The 16,638-nt window shown below is 65.8% G+C and carries 19 protein-coding genes, 1 tRNA gene and 2 pseudogenes; 14 read left to right on the top strand and 8 right to left on the bottom strand.

Annotated features, from left to right (window positions below):
• Nucleotides 1-27: 27 nt before the first annotated feature.
• Together SMCB_RS12335 and SMCB_RS02360 are read right to left on the bottom strand one after the other, a co-directional pair.
• On the bottom strand, nt 28-192 hold the full coding sequence (locus tag SMCB_RS12335) for a type II toxin-antitoxin system YafQ family toxin (RefSeq protein ID WP_082027408.1): 165 nt from the start codon (nt 190-192) through the stop codon (nt 28-30).
• Complete coding sequence (locus tag SMCB_RS02360; protein ID WP_045534784.1) at nt 162-443, bottom strand: type II toxin-antitoxin system RelB/DinJ family antitoxin; 282 nt, start codon at nt 441-443, stop codon at nt 162-164. The genes SMCB_RS12335 and SMCB_RS02360 overlap by 31 nt, the downstream gene beginning before the upstream one ends.
• Before the next feature lie 509 nt (nt 444-952).
• Here SMCB_RS02360 and SMCB_RS02365 point away from each other — a divergent pair.
• The 5 genes from SMCB_RS02365 to SMCB_RS13275 all read left to right on the top strand — a co-directional run bounded on the left by SMCB_RS02365 (nt 953) and on the right by SMCB_RS13275 (nt 4,511).
• Nucleotides 953-1,438 carry an NYN domain-containing protein gene (locus tag SMCB_RS02365; protein WP_052468381.1) on the top strand — a complete coding sequence of 162 codons (486 nt, stop codon included), beginning with the start codon at nt 953-955 and terminating at the stop codon, nt 1,436-1,438.
• Nucleotides 1,439-1,525: 87 nt separating this feature from the next.
• Complete coding sequence (locus SMCB_RS02370; RefSeq protein WP_171820271.1) at nt 1,526-2,173, top strand: SCO family protein; 648 nt, start codon at nt 1,526-1,528, stop codon at nt 2,171-2,173.
• 302 nt (nt 2,174-2,475) lie between these two features.
• On the top strand, nt 2,476-2,946 hold the full coding sequence (locus SMCB_RS12340; protein ID WP_045534785.1) for a pilin: 471 nt from the start codon (nt 2,476-2,478) through the stop codon (nt 2,944-2,946).
• Nucleotides 2,947-3,326: 380 nt separating this feature from the next.
• The gene (locus SMCB_RS02380; protein WP_045534786.1) at nt 3,327-3,551 is read left to right on the top strand and encodes an addiction module protein; all 225 of its coding nucleotides are present in this window, start codon (nt 3,327-3,329) and stop codon (nt 3,549-3,551) included.
• A 255-nt stretch (nt 3,552-3,806) separates the two neighbouring features.
• Nucleotides 3,807-4,511, top strand: coding sequence for a nucleotidyltransferase domain-containing protein (locus tag SMCB_RS13275; protein ID WP_082027181.1), 705 nt, complete (start codon nt 3,807-3,809; stop codon nt 4,509-4,511).
• Nucleotides 4,512-4,581: 70 nt separating this feature from the next.
• Here SMCB_RS13275 and SMCB_RS13050 read toward each other — a convergent pair.
• The 3 genes and pseudogenes from SMCB_RS13050 to SMCB_RS02395 all read right to left on the bottom strand — a co-directional run.
• A pseudogene (locus SMCB_RS13050) lies at nt 4,582-4,726 on the bottom strand (CDP-6-deoxy-delta-3,4-glucoseen reductase); the annotation flags it as partial.
• Between the two features lie 64 nt (nt 4,727-4,790).
• Nucleotides 4,791-5,111, bottom strand: coding sequence for a helix-turn-helix domain-containing transcriptional regulator (locus SMCB_RS02390; RefSeq protein WP_045534788.1), 321 nt, complete (start codon nt 5,109-5,111; stop codon nt 4,791-4,793).
• 119 nt (nt 5,112-5,230) lie between these two features.
• Nucleotides 5,231-6,265, bottom strand: coding sequence for a CDP-6-deoxy-delta-3,4-glucoseen reductase (locus SMCB_RS02395; protein ID WP_045534790.1), 1,035 nt, complete (start codon nt 6,263-6,265; stop codon nt 5,231-5,233).
• Between the two features lie 246 nt (nt 6,266-6,511).
• On the opposite strand from SMCB_RS02395, the gene parS reads away from it, so the two are divergent.
• The 3 genes from parS to SMCB_RS02410 all read left to right on the top strand — a co-directional run bounded on the left by parS (nt 6,512) and on the right by SMCB_RS02410 (nt 8,398).
• Entirely contained in the window at nt 6,512-6,934 is a 423-nt protein-coding gene (gene parS, locus SMCB_RS02400) for a type II RES/Xre toxin-antitoxin system antitoxin (RefSeq protein WP_231851225.1), read from the top strand.
• Nucleotides 6,934-7,410 carry an RES family NAD+ phosphorylase gene (locus SMCB_RS02405; RefSeq protein ID WP_045534794.1) on the top strand — a complete coding sequence of 159 codons (477 nt, stop codon included), beginning with the start codon at nt 6,934-6,936 and terminating at the stop codon, nt 7,408-7,410. The genes parS and SMCB_RS02405 overlap by 1 nt, the downstream gene beginning before the upstream one ends.
• A 79-nt stretch (nt 7,411-7,489) precedes the next feature.
• The gene (locus tag SMCB_RS02410) at nt 7,490-8,398 is read left to right on the top strand and encodes an SDR family oxidoreductase (protein WP_045534796.1); all 909 of its coding nucleotides are present in this window, start codon (nt 7,490-7,492) and stop codon (nt 8,396-8,398) included.
• Between the two features lie 8 nt (nt 8,399-8,406).
• Here the strand turns inward: SMCB_RS02410 and SMCB_RS02415 are convergent, their stop codons facing one another.
• Nucleotides 8,407-9,402, bottom strand: a complete 996-nt coding sequence (locus SMCB_RS02415) for a calcium/sodium antiporter (RefSeq protein WP_231851226.1) — start codon at nt 9,400-9,402, stop codon at nt 8,407-8,409.
• A gap of 68 nt (nt 9,403-9,470) precedes the next feature.
• Nucleotides 9,471-9,558: transfer RNA gene (locus SMCB_RS02420), tRNA-Leu, on the bottom strand.
• A 228-nt stretch (nt 9,559-9,786) separates the two neighbouring features.
• On the opposite strand from SMCB_RS02420, the gene cysM reads away from it, so the two are divergent.
• Both cysM and SMCB_RS02430 read left to right on the top strand, forming a co-directional pair.
• On the top strand, nt 9,787-10,686 hold the full coding sequence (cysM, locus tag SMCB_RS02425; protein WP_045537451.1) for a cysteine synthase CysM: 900 nt from the start codon (nt 9,787-9,789) through the stop codon (nt 10,684-10,686).
• Nucleotides 10,687-10,759: 73 nt separating this feature from the next.
• On the top strand, nt 10,760-10,987 hold the full coding sequence (locus SMCB_RS02430) for a sulfurtransferase TusA family protein (RefSeq protein WP_034112787.1): 228 nt from the start codon (nt 10,760-10,762) through the stop codon (nt 10,985-10,987).
• Between the two features lie 16 nt (nt 10,988-11,003).
• Here SMCB_RS02430 and SMCB_RS02435 read toward each other — a convergent pair whose 3' ends face one another.
• Complete coding sequence (locus SMCB_RS02435; protein WP_045534798.1) at nt 11,004-14,138, bottom strand: valine--tRNA ligase; 3,135 nt, start codon at nt 14,136-14,138, stop codon at nt 11,004-11,006.
• A gap of 228 nt (nt 14,139-14,366) precedes the next feature.
• Between SMCB_RS02435 and SMCB_RS02440 the strand changes: the two genes are divergently transcribed.
• The 4 genes and pseudogenes from SMCB_RS02440 to SMCB_RS02455 all read left to right on the top strand — a co-directional run.
• On the top strand, nt 14,367-14,603 hold the full coding sequence (locus SMCB_RS02440; RefSeq protein ID WP_034114278.1) for a ribbon-helix-helix domain-containing protein: 237 nt from the start codon (nt 14,367-14,369) through the stop codon (nt 14,601-14,603).
• Nucleotides 14,600-14,998 carry a type II toxin-antitoxin system VapC family toxin gene (locus tag SMCB_RS02445; protein WP_034114276.1) on the top strand — a complete coding sequence of 133 codons (399 nt, stop codon included), beginning with the start codon at nt 14,600-14,602 and terminating at the stop codon, nt 14,996-14,998. The genes SMCB_RS02440 and SMCB_RS02445 overlap by 4 nt, the downstream gene beginning before the upstream one ends.
• A 147-nt stretch (nt 14,999-15,145) precedes the next feature.
• Nucleotides 15,146-15,916, top strand: a complete 771-nt coding sequence (yaaA, locus tag SMCB_RS02450) for a peroxide stress protein YaaA (protein WP_045534802.1) — start codon at nt 15,146-15,148, stop codon at nt 15,914-15,916.
• A gap of 25 nt (nt 15,917-15,941) precedes the next feature.
• Nucleotides 15,942-16,619 (top strand): annotated as a pseudogene (locus SMCB_RS02455) (2OG-Fe(II) oxygenase); the annotation flags it as partial.
• Nucleotides 16,620-16,638: the final 19 nt, after the last annotated feature.

Genomic DNA, 16,638 nt, shown 5'->3' on the forward strand with positions numbered 1-16,638 from the left:
GCTTGGCGCGGCGGCTTTCTTTCCGGACTACAAGAACAGCTCGGAGTGAGTCCCGCTGCGAACGAAAATAACCAAGCCATTCTTGCCCGAGTCGTCGAGCGTGTAGATCAGCAGGAAGTCGCCGCCGATGTGGCACTCACGATGGCCTGCCCAATCACCCGTCAGCGAGTGGTCGAGCCACTCGGGCGGCAGTGGCCCGTCGTTGGCTTTGCGAAGCGAGCACTGCGGCTCTTGATGATCTCGTTGGCCTCGGCGATGGCGATGCGGCTGGTGGCGTTGGGCGCCTTGAGCGCGAACGGCAGCTCCTTGTCGGCGACTACACGGGTCAGGAACACCCGGATCGCATCGGAGACGGTCAGGCCCATCGAGGCCAGCGTCTCTGTAGCCTGCGCCTTGACGTTTTCATCCACGCGAACGTGAATCATGGTGGTGGTAGCAGCCATGACGGCCTCCTATTCCGACTATTTGAGATACATTGGGTCGCAAACAGCTGGCGCGAGGGAGGGGGAGTCTTGTCTTGCGAAAACCGTGGTTTGTCCACGATAACCCTAACCCGGGTGTAGTCTGACCCCGATTTTCCCAACTCTCGTTGGAATCACGAGCCTGGCTCTAGGCTCATACCTCGTTGGACAAGACTAACCCTGTCCGCAACCCAGTCCGCAGCCCTAAATTTGGTGTATGATCATCACACGACTCACCCTTTGACCGCTTGGTTTGGCCAAGTGCTCTTGGGGCGACAGGCCGCCCTCGGGCGGCTTTGTCATTTCTGGAGGTGGATTTTTGCGCACTGTTGTCTACGTCGATGGCTACAACCTGTACTACGGGTTGCTCAGAAAAACCACGCTCAAGTGGCTGGATCTGTACGCCCTGTTTCGCGACCACGCACTTGATTCTGAGGTTGATCTGGTTGAAGTCCGCTACTACACGGCGCCGGTGTTGGGCCGGATGTGCGATGACCAGGAGTCGCCCCAACGCCAGCGACGCTATCTGCAGGCGCTGCGCAAGATGTACCCTGCGCAGAATCACCATTGTCGAAGGCAAGATCATCGCCACAACGCCTTTCCAGCGACTGGTCACCCCGATTGCCCAAGCGCCGGATCTGCAGAGGGTGCAGGTTTACGATTTCAACGAAAAGAAAACCGACGTCAACCTCGCGGCGGATTTGATCGCTGGTGCTTGGACTGGCGCCTACGAGCAGGCGGTTGTGTGCAGCAACGACTCTGACTTGGAAGCTGCGCTGGCAACGGTGCGGCGTCATCATGCCGAGCTTCGCTTGGGGCTGGTAGCCCCGATTCCTGGTGATGATCACCGCCGGATCTCGAGCGACCTGTCGCGGCATGTCCATTGGTCAAAACCGCTGAGCCCAGTACACCTGAGAAATGCCCAGTTGCCCGAGCGCATTCCTCATTCGGCGTTGAGCAAGCCGCCGTCTTGGTAACCAAAAACATGCGCCCACCCGCGCCAACGCCCACTTAGAAAAGCTTGCGCTGCGCTGCGCCACAGCCTTTGGGGCACAATTCCACGCATGAGTAGCAGACCGCAGCCGCCGCATTACCCCCGCCTTCGCCCCCACCCCCGCCGCGCCCTGCTGCGCGCGCTGCTGGCCGTGGGCGCGGGGGGGCTGCTGGCGGCTTGCGGGCCGCGCTCGCCCTTTGCCGGCATCGACATCACCGGCGCCAGCTACGCCCAGGGCTTTGACCTGACCGACCACAACGGCGTGCGCCGAACCCTGGCCGACTTTAGGGGGCAGGTGGTGGCCCTATTTTTTGGCTTCGTGCACTGCCCCGATGTGTGCCCCACCAGCATGGGCAACCTGGCCCATGCGCGGCGGCTGTTGGGCGCGCAGGCCGAGCGCCTGCAGGTGCTGTTTGTGAGCCTAGACCCGGCGCGCGACACGCCCGAGATCATGCGCGCCTACATGGCCGCCTTCGACCCCAGCTTTTTGGCCCTCTACGCCCCCGAGGCCGATCTGCCCGCGCTGGCGCGTGCGTTTCGGGTGTACTTCAGGCGCGTCGAGGGCAGCACCCCCGGCAGTTACACCATCGACCACTCGGCCGGCAAATTCTTGTTCGACCCCTCGGGCCGCGTGCGCGTGCACCACGCCTTTGGCAGCAGCGCGCAGGCCATTGCAGCCGACGTCAAGCTGCTGCTGGCCGAGCCCACGCGCAGCTGATGCGGGCAGCGGCTGCGCACAGCTGCTGCACATCAAAATTTAACGTGAAAATTTGATGCGGTTGCGGGCAAGGTGAAGCCCATTTTGCACCCGCCCCGTGTTGTGTAACCGCTTTGCGTCAACGCTTTGCTCCCCTGCAGCCGCCCTGCAGCCGCCCTGCTGCAGCCTACCCAGCCCCAGCGGCACAAAGACTAGCGCCCAGCTTGGCACGGATGCTGCTAGACTGTATGCAACCTCAAGCCCCTTGAGGTCGGTTTTAGGCTCAACTCGTGTTTTTCAACCACTCTTGGAGGGAACTTCCCATGAAACGTGTACAAAAAGGCTTCACCCTGATCGAACTGATGATCGTGGTGGCCATCATCGGCATTTTGGCGGCGATTGCCATTCCGGCGTATCAAAACTTCACGGCGCGCGCTAAGGCCGGGGCTGCCCTTTCTGAAATTACAGCCGGCAAAGTTGGTATTGATGAAATGATGGCAAATTTGCCAGCCCTGCAGGGTACTCAGACGTTCGAGCAATTGGCTGTTGCTAGGTCTGGTGTTAGTCAGACCGATACAGCCAACTGCGGTGCCGGTGCTGGCATTGTCGTTGCTGCCGCTGCTGACGGGACTGCGAGTTTGACTTGTACCATCATTGGTGGCCCTGCACCTGTTGCCGGTGAATTTATTCGCTTGAGTCGGGCTGCCACCGGTGTTTGGTCATGCCAGACCAATATTGGGACTGCTAATGATGCTTCTTTGCGGCCTGCGGGTTGCACTTTCTCAGCAACGTGATCCTTTAGGCTGCGGGTCTGGATTCAGGTTGGCTACCATTGCCAGCCCGTGCCCGCCATCTTAGGGTTGGCAGTTTGCAACCATCAGGGCCCTTCGGGGCCCTTTTTAGTTCCTCGTCCCCCCTACGCCGTGTCCGCAGAGCTCGTCGCGCCCGCCGCTCGCCGCGCCCAGCGCTGCCCCCTTCACCCCCCAGCCTATCCCGCTCCGAGGTAAACGCATCGGCATCAATCCAGCTTGTAGCCCGCAGTTTGAAGTGATTGGGCGACAAAATCTCCCTTCAAGATTGCTATCTTGCGCCCTTATGTGCCCTTGCCCGCGCTCCGGCCAAGCGGGCAGCTCTGCTAAGCCTACAAAACCCTCACGCCAACCAATAAAGCCGCATGGAACCCACATTCGAAGCGCTTGAAGCCCAAGTGTTGCAGCTCTCTGATGCCCAGCGGGCGCGTCTGCTCGACCGGGTGCTGGCCAGCCTAGATGTGGACCCGGCCAGCGTCGCGGTGTGGGACGCCGTTGCCCAAGCGCGCGAGCGCAGCGCCGCACAAGACCCATCGCTCATGCTTCCCCTCGATTCCGTGCTGGAGCGCTTGCGTGCCCAACTGACGTGAGCCGGTCTATACACCGGCTGGCCGCCCTCGATCTGCGGTAGGCAGCCCCGGCCCGTTGCCCCCTCAACCCCCCAACTTATCCCGCTCCGAGGTAAACGCATCGGCATAAAACCCGTGCTCGGGCAGGCCGGCGGTGGCAACGTCGCGCTGTGCGGCTCAGCCCATCAATCCACGTTTTGTGGCCATAGGGCCACATATAGTGGATTTTCCGAAAAAATACCTAAAATATGGAGCCATGGTCACAAAAGAGGCATCGTGAGCGCCGCCGACATCCTTTTTACCCCCAGCGTACAGCGCGTGCTGGCTGCCACCCTCGCGCACCCGGAGCGGGCCTACACCCTGAAAGAGTTACTGGCCGTGGCCGCATCGGGTAGGGGCAATACCCAGCAGCAAATCGAGCGGTTGTTGAGCGCCGGTGTGCTGGTGGAGGCGCCACGCCGCGGGCGCCAACGCAGCATCAAGGCGAATGTGGAGTATCTTCTATATCCTGAACTGTGCAGCATCTTGCGCAAGACGTTTGGGGTGGCTGACCCTCTCAGAAAGACATTGCAGCCGTTTGCAGGGCAGATTGAGGAGGCCTTCGTGTTTGGTTCGGTAGCCAACGGCACCGACACGCAGCGCAGCGATATCGACTTGGTGGTCGTGGGCACGGCAGAGTTGCTGGCGTTGTCGGAGGCACTGTACGCCACTGAACAGGCGCTGGGCCGTACCATACACGTGAGCTTTTATGAGCCCGGGGAGTGGCGCGAGTTGCTGGCCAACGACCCTGTGGTGCGTCAAATTGCCCAAGGCCCCAAACTTGCGTTGCTGCCCGATGGCCGGGGCTTGATTAAAGCCGCCCAGCCAACCGGAACCATTTCCGGCTTCGTTGGCTTGCTCGCCGGCCGGAGCAAGAAAGTTGCCACCCTTGAGGAAATCAACACGGCGGCCGCACAAGGCCAGTCGGCACGCCTTTTGTGAGCCGCTCCATACACCGGCTGGCCGCCCTTCCTTGATCTGTGGGAGGCCGCCTAGGCCCCCCGCTGCCCCCTCAAACCCCCAGCTTATCGCGCTCCGAGGTAAACGCATCGGCATAAAACCCGTGCTCGGGCAAAGCCGGCGGCGGCAAAGTCGCGCCGCGCTGCCTCCACCACCACCGGCGCGCCGCAGGCATAGACTTGGTGGCCGGATAGGTCGGTGCCCATGGCGCTATTGCTTTTGGGCTTGGGCTCTGCGGGACGCAAGCTGATCAAGGGGGGGCTATGCCATCACGACGGTGGTGTGAACCTCAACTTTGAGCGCGCGCTTGATGGCGGCGAAGATCGCCGAGAGGTTGTTCATGGTTGGATTGCCCGAGGCCGACAGCATCCGGTGCAGGCTCTTGGCTGGCTTGTGGATTTCCTCGGCCAGCGACTCGAACCCGACGGTTGCGTTCACCAGGTCACGCAAGATGAGTTTGGCGGTGTCGGGCTCGCCGTCGATGAACAGGGTGATCGCCTCGTCGAGCAAGGCCTGGGCAAAAGCCGGATCGGTCTGCACGCGGGCTACCACGGTTGCTTTGAAATCACGGGTCAGTGCCATGGGTTACGCTCCTTTGTTCGTTCGTGCCTTGCGGCGCTTGTAGTCTTCCCACAAGGCCTCAGGCCGTCTTTGGCTAGGTAGATGCGGTAGCCCTGCCGCCCCGGCACCCGCTGCCCCCCTCAACCCCCCAGCTTATCCCGCTCCGAAGTAAACGCATCGGCATAAAACTCGTGCTCTGGCAGGCCGGCGGCGGCGAAGTCGCGCCGCGCCGCTTCCACCACCACCGGCGCGCCGCAGGCATAGACCTGGTGGCCGGACAGGTCGGGAAAGTCGGCCAGCACGGCCAGGTGCACAAAGCCGCTGCGCCCGCTCCAGCCGTCTGCGGGCAGCGCGTCCGACACCACCGGAACGTAGCGCAGGTTGGGCATGTCGGCGCATTGGCTGGCGATCCAGTCGTTTAGGTACAGATCGGCCGGGCGCCGGCCACCCCAGTAGAGGGTGATGGGGCGCTCGCAGTTGAGCAGGCGCAGGTGCTCGATCAGCGCCTTGATGGGTGCCATGCCGGTGCCCGAGGCCAACAGGATGATGGGTTTGGCGCTGTCGGGGCGCAAATAAAAGCCGCCCAACGGGCCTTCGATGCGCAGAATGTCTTTCTCCTTCAGGCCGCCAAACACCTGGTCGGTGAACTTGCCGCCGGGCAGGTGCCGAATGTGCAGCTCCAGCCCCGGCGCCAGCGCCTGAAAATGCGGCGCGCTGGCCATCGAGTAGCTGCGCCGGCTGCCGTCGCGCAGCAGCACGTCGATGTACTGGCCGGCGTGGTAGTCGAATCGGTCGCTGGCGGGCAGTTGCAGGTGCACGATCATCACGTCGTCGGTGACGCGCTGCAGCGCTTTCACGCGCACGGGCAGCTTTTTCACCGGAAAGGCGTCGGCCGCGCCCACCTGCTTGGATTCGAGCACCACGTCGCTGAGCGGCTGGGCGCGGCAGGTGAGCACAAAGCCGGCCGCCTGCTCGGCTTCGGACAGCGCCTTGGGCTGAAACGCGCCGTGCTCGACCGTGCCACTGAGTTTTTTGCATTTGCACGAGCCGCAAGCCCCGTCTTGGCAGCCATAGGGCAGGGCCACGCCCTGGCGGATGGCGGCAAGCAGCACGGTTTCGCCGCTTTCGGCGCTAAACTGACGGGCACTGGGTTCGATGGTGATGGTGTAGCTCATGCGGGCGCGGTTCCTAGGGTGGGGCCGGTAGCAGCCAAAGCGGCTATTTTCTCAAATTGGATGGCGCTCATGACCCTGCTGGGGGCTTTGCCGGCGCGCTTTAGGCGCGAGCGGGTGTTGATCCGAGCGGGTGGCTTTAGACCATGGGCCTAGACTGGGGCGCCATTTTTGACTAGACTGAGCGACAACTGGCGTGTAAGCCAGCCCAAGGAACCCATGAACAGCGCCCCTTTGCCCCCGCCTTTGATGTCTGCCCTGGCCTTGCTGGGCGGCGAGGCCGTGTTGCACGCCCACCCTAGGGCCTCGATGGACTGGATCCCCTTGGTGCGCCAAGGCTTGCCGTCGGCATCGGTGGATGCGGCGGTGCGCCTGACGCAGATCACGCACGCGCAGTTGGCCCAAGCCCTAGCGATCGCCCCGCGCACTCTGGCGCGGCGCAAGCGCGCCGGGGCTTTGGCGCCCGAGGAATCGGCCAAGCTGCTGCGCTTTGCGCGCATCGTCGAGCGCGCCGAAGCGGTGTTTGAGGGCGCCGAGCCGGCCCTAAGCTGGCTGCAAAGCCCAAACGCGGCGCTGGGCGGCGTGACGCCGCTTTCATTGCTCGACACCGACATGGGCGCCGACAGCGTGCTCGACGCCCTGGGCCGCATCGAGCACGGCGTGTTTGCCTGATGCGCACGGTCTGGCGCATCACCACGGCGCGTTTTGCAGATTCGGCTTTTAGCGGCGAGGGCGCGCGGCGCTACGGCGGGCGCTGGAACCCGAAGGGCTGGGCCGTGGTCTATGCTGCCGCAACCCCCTCTTTGGCCTTGCTCGAACTGCTGGTGCAAGACGACCCTTTGCGCGCGCACTACGTGCTGATACCCGCCCATATCCCGCTCGACATACCCGAAACCTTGATCGAGTCAGCGCAGTTGCCACCCGATTGGCGCAGCATCGCCGCCCGCCCTGTGTTGCAAGAAATCGGCCAAGCGTGGCTGCACAGCGGCAGCACGGCGCTGCTGAGCGTGCCCAGCGCGGTGCTGCCGGCCGAGCGCAACTACCTGATCAACCCGCGCCACCCCGATTTTGGGCGCATCGTTTTGGGGCCGGCGCAGTCGTTGCAGACCGATACGCGCCTGCTGCGCAATCTAGGCGCTCCGACTTGAGCGGGGGCCGTTTGGGCTTGCGGCTTTGGCCTTGCGGCTTGGGCCGCACAATCCGGGTTTTGTTTGAGAGCAATTTTGCATGACCATGCTGCTGGGGGCTTTGCCGGCGCGCTTTAGGCGCGAGCGGGTGTTGATCGTGGGCTGCGGCGACGTGGGCTTGCGCTGCGCGGCGCTGCTGCGGCCGGGGCGGCGCGTGTTGGCGCTCACCTCGTCGCCCGAGCGCGTGGCGCTGCTGCGCGCCCAAGGCGTGGTGCCGCTGCTGGGCAACCTAGACGACCGCGCCAGCCTGCAGCGCTTGGCCGGGCTGGCCACTAGGGTGCTGTATCTGGCGCCGCCACCCAATGCGGGCACCACCACCACCGACCCGCGCAGCCGCGCTCTGGCGCAAGCGCTGGGGCGGCGCAGCCGGCCGCGCAAGCTGGTCTATGGCTCCACCAGCGGCGTCTATGGCGACTGCGCCGGCGCCTGGGTGAGCGAAACCCGCCCGCCGCAGCCCAGCACGGCGCGCGGGCAGCGCCGGCTGGCGGCCGAGCGCACCTGGCGCAATTGGGGCCGCTGGCGCGGGGTGGATGTGTCGCTGCTGCGCATCCCCGGCATTTATGGCGGTGGCCGTGCCGGTGGCGCGCGCGAGCGCCTGCTGCGCGGCACGCCGGTGCTGTGCTCGCCAGACGACGTGTACACCAACCACATCCATGCCGACGACCTGGCCCGCGCCTGCGTGCGCGCGCTCTGGTGGCACGCGCCGCAGCGCAGCGCCCACGTCTGCGACGACAGCACGCTGCGCATGGGCGACTACTTCGACCTGGCCGCCGACCTCTACGGCCTGCCGCGGCCGCCGCGCATCAGCCGCGCCGAAGCCACCGCGCAGCTGGGCCCGATGTTGCTGAGCTTCATGAGCGAATCGCGCCGGCTGCACAACCAGCGCCTCAAGCGCGAGCTGCGCCTGGTTTTGCGCTACCCCACGCCGCAGCAGGGTCTTTTGGCCTAGATTCGGGTTTAAGCGGCGACCTGCGCGCCCACGGTGGTGAGCAGCAGATAAACCGTGTAGCCCACAAAGCTCAACACCAGCAGCCCGCCGCTGACGCGCGATATGCGTCCGGACTGGCCGCCCCGGGTGCGCGCCAGCACAAACAGCGCCAGCGTGAGCGCGGCCATGACCAGCATGTCGCGGTAGAGCACGGCCGGTTCGGCCTGCAGCGGGTGAATGGCCCCGGCCAACCCGACCACGGCCAGCGTGTTGAACAGGTTCGAGCCCAGAATGTTGCCGATGGCCAGATCGTGCTCTTTCTTGCGCGCCGCCGCGATGCACGAGGCCAGTTCGGGCAGCGAGGTGCCCACCGCCACCACGGTCAGGCCAATCACCAGCTCGCTCACCCCCAGCGACTGGGCTAGCAGCACCGCGCCCCAGACCAGCAGCCGCGCGCTGGCGATGAGCAGCACCAGCCCGGCAGCCAGCCAGAACCAGGCCAGCCGGATCGAGCCCATGGTGTGCGCGTCCATTTCGGCGGCGGCGTCGTCGCCCAGCGTGTCTTTGCCGCCGCGCGTTCCCTGCCAGATCGCCCAGCCCATGACGCCAGCAAAAACCAGCAGCAGCACCGCGGCGTCGAGCCGGCTGATGTCCAAATCCCACAGCAGCGCCACCGACAGCAGCGTGACACCCACCAACAGCGGCAGCTCTTTGCGCAAAATGCCCGACTGCACCACGATCGGGCTGATCAGCGCCGTGATGCCCAAAATGAGCGCGATGTTGGCGATGTTGGAGCCGTAGGCGTTGCCCAGCGCGATGCCGGGGCTGCCCGCCAGCGCCGACAGCGCCGACACCGACAGCTCGGGCGCCGAGGTGCCAAAGCCGATGATCACCACGCCGATGAGCAGCGGCGGCAGGCTGTAGTGGCGCGCCACCGTGGCCGAGGCGTCGATGAACTTGTCGGCCGCCCAAACCAGTACGGCCAGACCCACGAAGACCGACAACAAAGGCAAGAGCAAAGACATGATCGGCTGACCCCCAAAGGCGCTGCAGACAAAAGAAAAGGCAACATCGGGTGGGATGCTGCCTCGGGTGGTGCCGGGGGCCGGACTCGAACCGGCACGGTGGGTTACACCGGCAGATTTTGAATCTGCTGCGTCTACCAATTTCGCCACTCCGGCACTGGAGTGAGGCTGGATTATGGCACATTAGAGGCCTTGAGCGGCCTGCGCTGCCCGGCGCACGGTTCGCATTTTGCTGATTGATCGTCTGATTTAGCCACCATGCCACGCGCCCAGCCTACACAGCCCTCCCAGCCTCACACGCCCGTTGCCCCTTCTGCTCAGTCTGCCAAAGCAGCAAAAGCGGCGAAAGGGGTCAAAGGGGCAGCGGCCACGGCCCAGTCACCGATCTACCCGAGCATCGAGTCCACGGTGGGCCAGACGCCGCTGGTGGCGCTGCAGCGCATCGGGGCCGAGGCCAACCGGGCCCGGGGCAATGTGCTGCTGGCCAAGCTCGAGGGCAACAACCCGGCCGGTTCGGTGAAAGACCGGCCGGCGCTGGCCATGATCCGGCGCGCCGAAGAGCGCGGCGAGATCGCCCCCGGCGATACCTTGATCGAGGCCACTTCGGGCAACACCGGCATCGCGCTGGCCATGGCGGCGGCGATTCGGGGTTTTCGCATGGTGTTGATCATGCCCGAAGACCTGTCGATCGAGCGCGCCCAGACCATGAAGGCCTTTGGCGCCGAGCTCATCCTCACGCCCAAGAGCGGCGGCATGGAGTACGCGCGCGATCTGGCCGAAAAAATGCAGCGCGAGGGCAAGGGCCGGGTGCTGGACCAGTTTGCCAACCCCGACAACCCGCGCATCCACTACGAGACCACTGGCCCCGAGCTGTGGCAGCAGACGGCTGGGCGCATCACGCATTTTGTGAGCGCCATGGGCACCACCGGCACCATCACCGGCGTGGGCCGCTACCTGAAGGAGCGCAACCCGGCGGTGCGCATCGTGGGCGCGCAGCCGAGCGAGGGCTCGCGCATACCGGGCATCCGCAAATGGCCGCCTGAGTATCTGCCCAAAATCTACGACCCGGCGCAGGTGGACGAGCTGGTGTATGTGAGCCAGGCCGACGCCGAGCAGATGTGCCGCCGGCTGGCCGCCGAGGAGGGGATTTTTGCTGGCATATCGGCTGCTGGGGCTTGCTGGGTGGCGCAGCAGATCGCGGCCACGGTGGAACACGCGACCATCGCCTTCGTGGTCTGCGACCGCGGCGACCGCTACCTGTCCACGGGGGTGTTTCCGGCTTGAGCCGCTGCCTGTCCCCGCGGCGACCAACGCATGCGCGGCGCTAAAATACCCGGCAAAGGTTACACCACACACCATGAATGCAGACCGAGAACTCGACGCCCGCGGCCTAAACTGCCCGCTGCCCATCCTGAAGGCCAAAAAAGCCTTGGCCGAAATGAGCAGCGGCCAGACGCTCAAGATCATCGCCACCGACTCCGGCTCGGTGCGCGACTTTCAAGCCTTTGCCAAACAGACCGGCAACGAGCTGATCGAGCAAGACACCGCCGGGCCCGAGTACGTGTCGGTGCTGCGGCGGCGCTAGGCCCTGCGATTCCCCTCTAGCCCAAGCGCTGCAGCTGCTGGCGCACTTGGGCCAGGGTGGCATCGAAGTCGGCCAGGCGTTTGCGCTCTTGCTCGAGCACGGCGGGCGGGGCTTTGGCCACGAAGGCCGGGTTGTTGAGCTTGGCTTGGGCCTTGGCGCTTTCGGCCTCGAGCCGCACCGCTTCTTTGCCTAGGCGCGTGCGTTCGGCGCCTACGTCCACCTCGACGTACAGGCACAGGCGCAGATCGCCCTGCATGGCCACAGGGGCGGCGGCGGCGGCGGCGCTCCAAGCGGTTTCGTCGGCAAAGGGGCGCACTTCGCTCAAGCGCGCCAGCGCCTGCAACTGCGGCGCCATGCGCGCCAGCCATTGGGCTTGGGCGCTGCTGTGGGCGTAGGCGTACAGCGGCAGGCGCTGCGCTGGCGACACGCCAAGCTCACCGCGCAGGTTGCGGCAGGCGTCGATCACGGCTTTGAGCTGCGCCACTTCGGCTTCGGCGGCCGGGTCGATGCGCTCGGGCTGCGCCAGTGGAAAGGGGGCGACGCTGATGCTGGCCTGGGGCAGCGGCTGGCCGTTGGCGTCTTGCGGCCAGCGCCCGGCCACGGGGGCCACGGTTTGCCACAGCGCTTCGGTGATGAAGGGGATGATGGGGTGCGCCAGCCGCAGCAGGGTTTCGAGGCTGCGGATGAGGGTGCGGCGGGTGGCGCGCTGCTGCGCCGGGCTGCCCTGTTGCAGCTGCACTTTGGCGAGCTCCAAGTACCAGTCGCAAAACTCGTTCCAGACCAGTTCGTACACGGTTTGCGCCACGAGGTCGAGCCGGTAGTCGGCATAGCCTTGGGCCACTTCGGCTTCGGCGCGTTGCAGGCGCGAGACGATCCAGCGGTCGGCGGCGCTGAAGTCGAGGTAGGCGCCATCGGTATGGGCGCAGCTGCTGGGGGGGTGGGCGTCTAGGCCGCAGTCGTGGCCTTCGCAGTGCATGAGCACGAAGCGGGTGGCGTTCCAGAGTTTGTTGCAGAAGTTGCGGTAGCCTTCGCAGCGTTTGCTGTCGAAGTTGATGCTGCGCCCTAGGCTGGCTAGGGCGGCGAAGGTCAGGCGCAGGGCGTCGGCGCCGTAGGCGGGGATGCCGTCGGGGAATTCGCGTTCGGTGGCTTTGCGCACGGCGGGCGCGGTTTCGGGTTTGCGCAGGCCGCTGCTGCGTTTGTCGAGCAGGGGCGCGAGTTCGATGCCGTCGATGAGGTCAACCGGGTCGAGCACGTTGCCTTCGCTTTTGCTCATTTTGCGGCCTTGGGCGTCGCGCACCAAGCCGTGGATATAGACGTGGCGAAAGGGCACCCGGCCGGTGAAGTGGGTGCTCATCATGATCATGCGCGCGACCCAGAAGAAGATGATGTCGTAGCCGGTGACGAGCACGCTGCTGGGCAGGTACAGGTCGTAGTCGGTGGGGGCGGCGCTGGCTTGGTTGGCGCTCGCGCCGGAGCCGTCGGGCCAGCCGGGGGCACTCTTGCTTAGGCGTCCTTCGGCCGCAATGGCGCTGCGAGCGCCCCCGGCTGGCCCGCCGTCTCCGGCACTTTTCCCCTCAGCCGCCTGCGGCCAGCCTAGGGTGGAAAACGGGATCAGCGCGCTGGAGTACCAGGTGTCGAGCACGTCGGGGTCGCGCACCAAGCCGGCGGCGAGCAGGGCGTCGCGCTGGCTGGGGTTGAGGCTGGCGCAGCGGGCTTCGAATTGGGCCTGGGCGGCGGCGGCGTCACGCGCCACATAGACTTGGCCCTCGAGGTCGTACCAAGCCGGGATCTGGTGCCCCCACCACAACTGGCGGCTGATGCACCAGTCTTGCAGGTTGCCCATCCACTGGTGGTAGGTGTTGACCCAGTTTTCGGGCACGAAGCGCACCGCGCCGCTGTTAACGGCGTCGATGGCTTTTTGCGCGATGCTGCGGCTGTCGGGGGTGGTGTAGTTGTTGGCGCCATCGGCTGCGTGCGCGCGCGGGGCTTGGTTGACGGCCACGAACCATTGGTCGGTGAGCATGGGCTCCACCACTTGGCCGGTGCGGGTGCAGCGCGGCACCATCAGGCGGTGTTTTTTGGTCTCGACCAGCAGCCCGGCGCTTTGCAGGTCGGCCACCACGCGCTGGCGCGCCTCGAAGCGGTCTAGGCCGCGGTAGGGCGCGGGGGCGTGGTCGTTGAGGGTGGCGTCGAGCGCGAGCACGCCGATGATGGGCAACTGGTGCCGCTGCCCGACGGCGTAGTCGTTGGCGTCGTGCGCCGGCGTGACCTTGACCACACCGGTACCGAAGGCGCGATCGACGTAGGCGTCGGCGATGACCGGGATTTCGCGTTCGCACAGGGGCAGGCGCACGTACTGGCCCACGAGGTGCGCGTAGCGTTCGTCTTCGGGGTGCACCATCACGGCCACGTCGCCCAGCAGGGTTTCGGGGCGCGTGGTGGCCACCACCAGCTGCCCAGCGCCGCTGACCAGCGGGTAGGCGATGTGCCAGAGCCAGCCGTCTTCTTCCTCGCTCTCGACTTCGAGGTCGGACACCGCGCTCTTGAGCACCGGGTCCCAGTTGACCAGCCGCTTGCCGCGGTAGATCAGGCCCTGCTCGTACAGGCGCACGAAGGTCTCGGTGACCACCGGCGACAGGCGCTCGTCCATGGTGAAGTACTCGCGGCTCCAGTCCACGCTGTCGCCCATGCGCCGCATCTGTTGCGTGATGGTCTGGCCGGATTGCTGTTTCCACTGCCACACGTGTTCGATGAAGCGCTGGCGCGACGCGGTTTCGGTGGCGCCGAGCTGGTGCCGGTTGCGCCCCTGGGCCTGCAACTGGCGCTCGACCACGATCTGGGTGGCGATGCCGGCGTGGTCGGTGCCCGGAACCCAGAGCGTGTTGTGGCCCAGCATGCGGTGGTAGCGCGTGAGGCTGTCCATCACGGTCTGGTTGAAGGCGTGCCCCATGTGCAAGGTGCCGGTGACGTTGGGCGGCGGCAACTGGATGGCAAAGGCGGGCACGCCGGCCTGCGCTTGGCCGGTGCCGCGCACGCCCGCGCGCCCCAAGCCGCGCCGCTCCCACTCTGGCCCCCAGCGCGCCTCGAGTTCGGCCGGTTGGAACGATTTGGGCAGGCTGTGCAGGCCCGGTTGGGCAGGGGTGTCAGGCATGGTGGGCAAGGTGCGGGCTGGGGAAGGGTTCGCGGGCGGCTGCACTGGGGCAGGGGGGTGGTCGATTTTATCGGGCTGGCGGGGGGTGGCGGGCGGGCTGGATGCGCTCAAGCTTGTGCGTCCTGCGGCCGCAACGGCGCACGGGCTGGAACTTCCTTTTGATATTGACCCTTGTGTGATATAACATAGCAAGGTGTTATACTGAATGCCCAACGCACGGAGGCCGCCATGCACTTCAACATCTATCTCGACGACAGCACCGGGCAGCAGCTCAACGCCATGGCACTGCAGGTGGGGCAGAGCCGCAATGCGCTGATCCGCGCTGCGGTGCGCGAGTGGCTGGCGCAGCAATCCCAGCCGCAATGGCCCCTGGCCGTGGCCAGCTTTCAGGGCCTGGCCGATGTGCCGCCCTTTGAAGCCAGCCGCGAGCGGCTCAAAGCGCCGGTGGATGATCCGCTGGCATGAAGTATCTGCTCGACACCTGCACGGTGTCCGATTTTGTCAAGGGCCAAGCGGGCGTGATGGCCCGCCTGAAGGCGACCTCACCGAAGCTGATCGTGGTCTCGGCGCTCACGCGCATGGAGATCGATTACGGGCTCGCGCTCAACAGCGAGCGCGCCCGCAAGCTGGCGCCGGTGCTCGATGCCTTGTTCTCGGTCGTCGGTACCGTGCCCTTCAACGAGGCCGACGCGCAGGCCACGGCGGCCATTCGCGCAGCGCTCAAGCTGCAGGGCCAGCCCATCGGCGCTTACGATGCGCTGATTGCCGGCACCGGCGTGGCACGCGGCCTGATCGTGGTGACCTCCAACGTGGGCGAGTTCAACCGCGTCAGCGGCTTGCAGGTCGAGAACTGGCGCTAGCGGCGGGCGGGCTGGGTGCGCTCGCAGCGCCATTGCGGCCGAAGGACGCCTAAGCAAGAGTGCACCCAGCCCGCCCGCCGCCTTGCGCTGCCCCGATAATCGCGCATTAAGCCGAGCCCCCGCCGCAGACCAGAGGACCCTCCAGCCATGTTGTTTTTGTTGTCGCCCGCCAAAGCGCTCGATTTCGAGACCCCTGCCCACAGCGCCAGCCACAGCCAGCCGCAGTTTGTGGCGCAGGCGGCCGAACTGGTGGCGCAGTTGCGCGCCCTGGCGCCGCACGAGCTGGCCGAGCTCATGGGCCTGAGCGACAAGCTGGCGGCGCTCAATGCGGCGCGCTTTCAGGCTTGGCAGCCGGTTTTTACGCCCGCCAACGCCAAGCAGGCGCTGTTGGCTTTCGACGGCGATGTGTACGATGGCTTGCAGGCGCGCACTTTGAGCGAAACCGATCTGCAATGGGCGCAACAGCATCTGTGCATCTTGAGCGGCCTGTACGGCGTGCTGCGTCCGCTCGATCTGATGCAGTCCTACCGGCTCGAAATGGGCACCCGGCTGGCCACCGCCCGGGGCAAAAACCTGGTGCAGTACTGGGGCCGCCAGATCAGCGACTACCTGAACCAGCGCGCCAGCACCGACCCGGTGCCGCTGGTCGTCAACTTGGCGAGCGAGGAATACTTCAAGGCGGTGAATGCATCGGCCCTGCAGCCGCGGGTGGTGCAGTGCGTGTTTGAGCAACTGCACGGCGGGCGCTACCGGGTCATGGGTTTTGCCGCCAAGCGCGCGCGCGGCCTGATGATGCGCCACGCCATCGACTGCCGCGCCATCAGCCTCGAGCAGCTCAAAGCTTTCAACGCCGAAGGCTACCGCTTTGTAGCCAGCGAATCGGGGCCGGATCGGCTGGTGTTCCGCTTGCCGGCCTGAACCGCCCACAGCCATGCCCGCCAACGGCCAGCCAGCCCCCGCGCCCGCAGCCCTGCCTCAGCCCGACTGGGGCGCGGCGCAGCGCTGCTTTGATTGCGGCGATCGGTCGGTGGAGCTGCGGCTGCGCTTGCAGCACCCGCCGCTGGCGCTGTTCGATGGGCTGCTCACGCCGGCCGAGTGCGCGCAGCTGATCGAGGCCGCGCGGCCGCGGCTCAAGCGCTCGCTCACCGTGCAGACGCGCAGCGGGGGCAGCGAAATCAACCCCGACCGCACCAGCAGCGGCATGTTTTTTGGGCGCGGCGAAACCGAGCTGGTGCGACGCCTAGAGGCGCGCATTGCCCGCTTGCTGCGCTGGCCGATTGAATACGGCGAGGGTTTGCAGGTGCTGCACTACCCCGAGGGCGGCGAGTACAAGCCGCATTACGACTACTTCGACCCAGGCGAGCCCGGCACCCCCGCCCTGACGCGGCGCGGCGGCCAGCGCTTGGCCACGGTGCTGATTTACCTCAATCAGGTGCCGCGCGGCGGCGCCACGACCTTCCCCGATCTGGGGCTCGAGGTGCTGCCGCAGTGCGGGCAGGCGCTGTATTTTGCTTATGAACGCCCACACCCCAGCACCCGCACCCTGCACGGCAGCGTGCCGGTGTGGGAGGGCGAAAAGTGGATCGCCACCAAGTGGTTGCGCGAGCACACCTTTGTCTGATGCCCCCCTCCAGTCACAC

The organism is Serpentinimonas maccroryi, assembly GCF_000828915.1.
GTDB lineage: Bacteria > Pseudomonadota > Gammaproteobacteria > Burkholderiales > Burkholderiaceae_C > Serpentinimonas > Serpentinimonas maccroryi.

Bases quoted from the DNA above. Each gene is read 5' to 3' on its own strand.
- SMCB_RS02445 (WP_034114276.1), top strand. From the start codon at position 14,600: ATGAAGTATCTGCTCGACACCTGCACGGTGTCCGATTTTGTCAAGGGC.
- SMCB_RS02430 (WP_034112787.1), top strand. From the start codon at position 10,760: ATGAATGCAGACCGAGAACTCGACGCCCGCGGCCTAAACTGCCCGCTG.
- SMCB_RS02370 (WP_171820271.1), top strand. From the start codon at position 1,526: ATGAGTAGCAGACCGCAGCCGCCGCATTACCCCCGCCTTCGCCCCCAC.
- SMCB_RS02380 (WP_045534786.1), top strand. From the start codon at position 3,327: ATGGAACCCACATTCGAAGCGCTTGAAGCCCAAGTGTTGCAGCTCTCT.
- SMCB_RS02410 (WP_045534796.1), top strand. From the start codon at position 7,490: ATGACCATGCTGCTGGGGGCTTTGCCGGCGCGCTTTAGGCGCGAGCGG.
- SMCB_RS02435 (WP_045534798.1), bottom strand. From the start codon at position 14,138: ATGCCTGACACCCCTGCCCAACCGGGCCTGCACAGCCTGCCCAAATCG.
- SMCB_RS02360 (WP_045534784.1), bottom strand. From the start codon at position 443: ATGGCTGCTACCACCACCATGATTCACGTTCGCGTGGATGAAAACGTC.
- SMCB_RS02405 (WP_045534794.1), top strand. From the start codon at position 6,934: ATGCGCACGGTCTGGCGCATCACCACGGCGCGTTTTGCAGATTCGGCT.
- SMCB_RS02365 (WP_052468381.1), top strand. From the start codon at position 953: ATGACCAGGAGTCGCCCCAACGCCAGCGACGCTATCTGCAGGCGCTGC.
- SMCB_RS02395 (WP_045534790.1), bottom strand. From the start codon at position 6,265: ATGAGCTACACCATCACCATCGAACCCAGTGCCCGTCAGTTTAGCGCC.
- SMCB_RS02415 (WP_231851226.1), bottom strand. From the start codon at position 9,402: ATGTCTTTGCTCTTGCCTTTGTTGTCGGTCTTCGTGGGTCTGGCCGTA.
- SMCB_RS02390 (WP_045534788.1), bottom strand. From the start codon at position 5,111: ATGGCACTGACCCGTGATTTCAAAGCAACCGTGGTAGCCCGCGTGCAG.
- SMCB_RS12340 (WP_045534785.1), top strand. From the start codon at position 2,476: ATGAAACGTGTACAAAAAGGCTTCACCCTGATCGAACTGATGATCGTG.
- SMCB_RS02440 (WP_034114278.1), top strand. From the start codon at position 14,367: ATGCACTTCAACATCTATCTCGACGACAGCACCGGGCAGCAGCTCAAC.
- parS (WP_231851225.1), top strand. From the start codon at position 6,512: ATGTCTGCCCTGGCCTTGCTGGGCGGCGAGGCCGTGTTGCACGCCCAC.
- yaaA (WP_045534802.1), top strand. From the start codon at position 15,146: ATGTTGTTTTTGTTGTCGCCCGCCAAAGCGCTCGATTTCGAGACCCCT.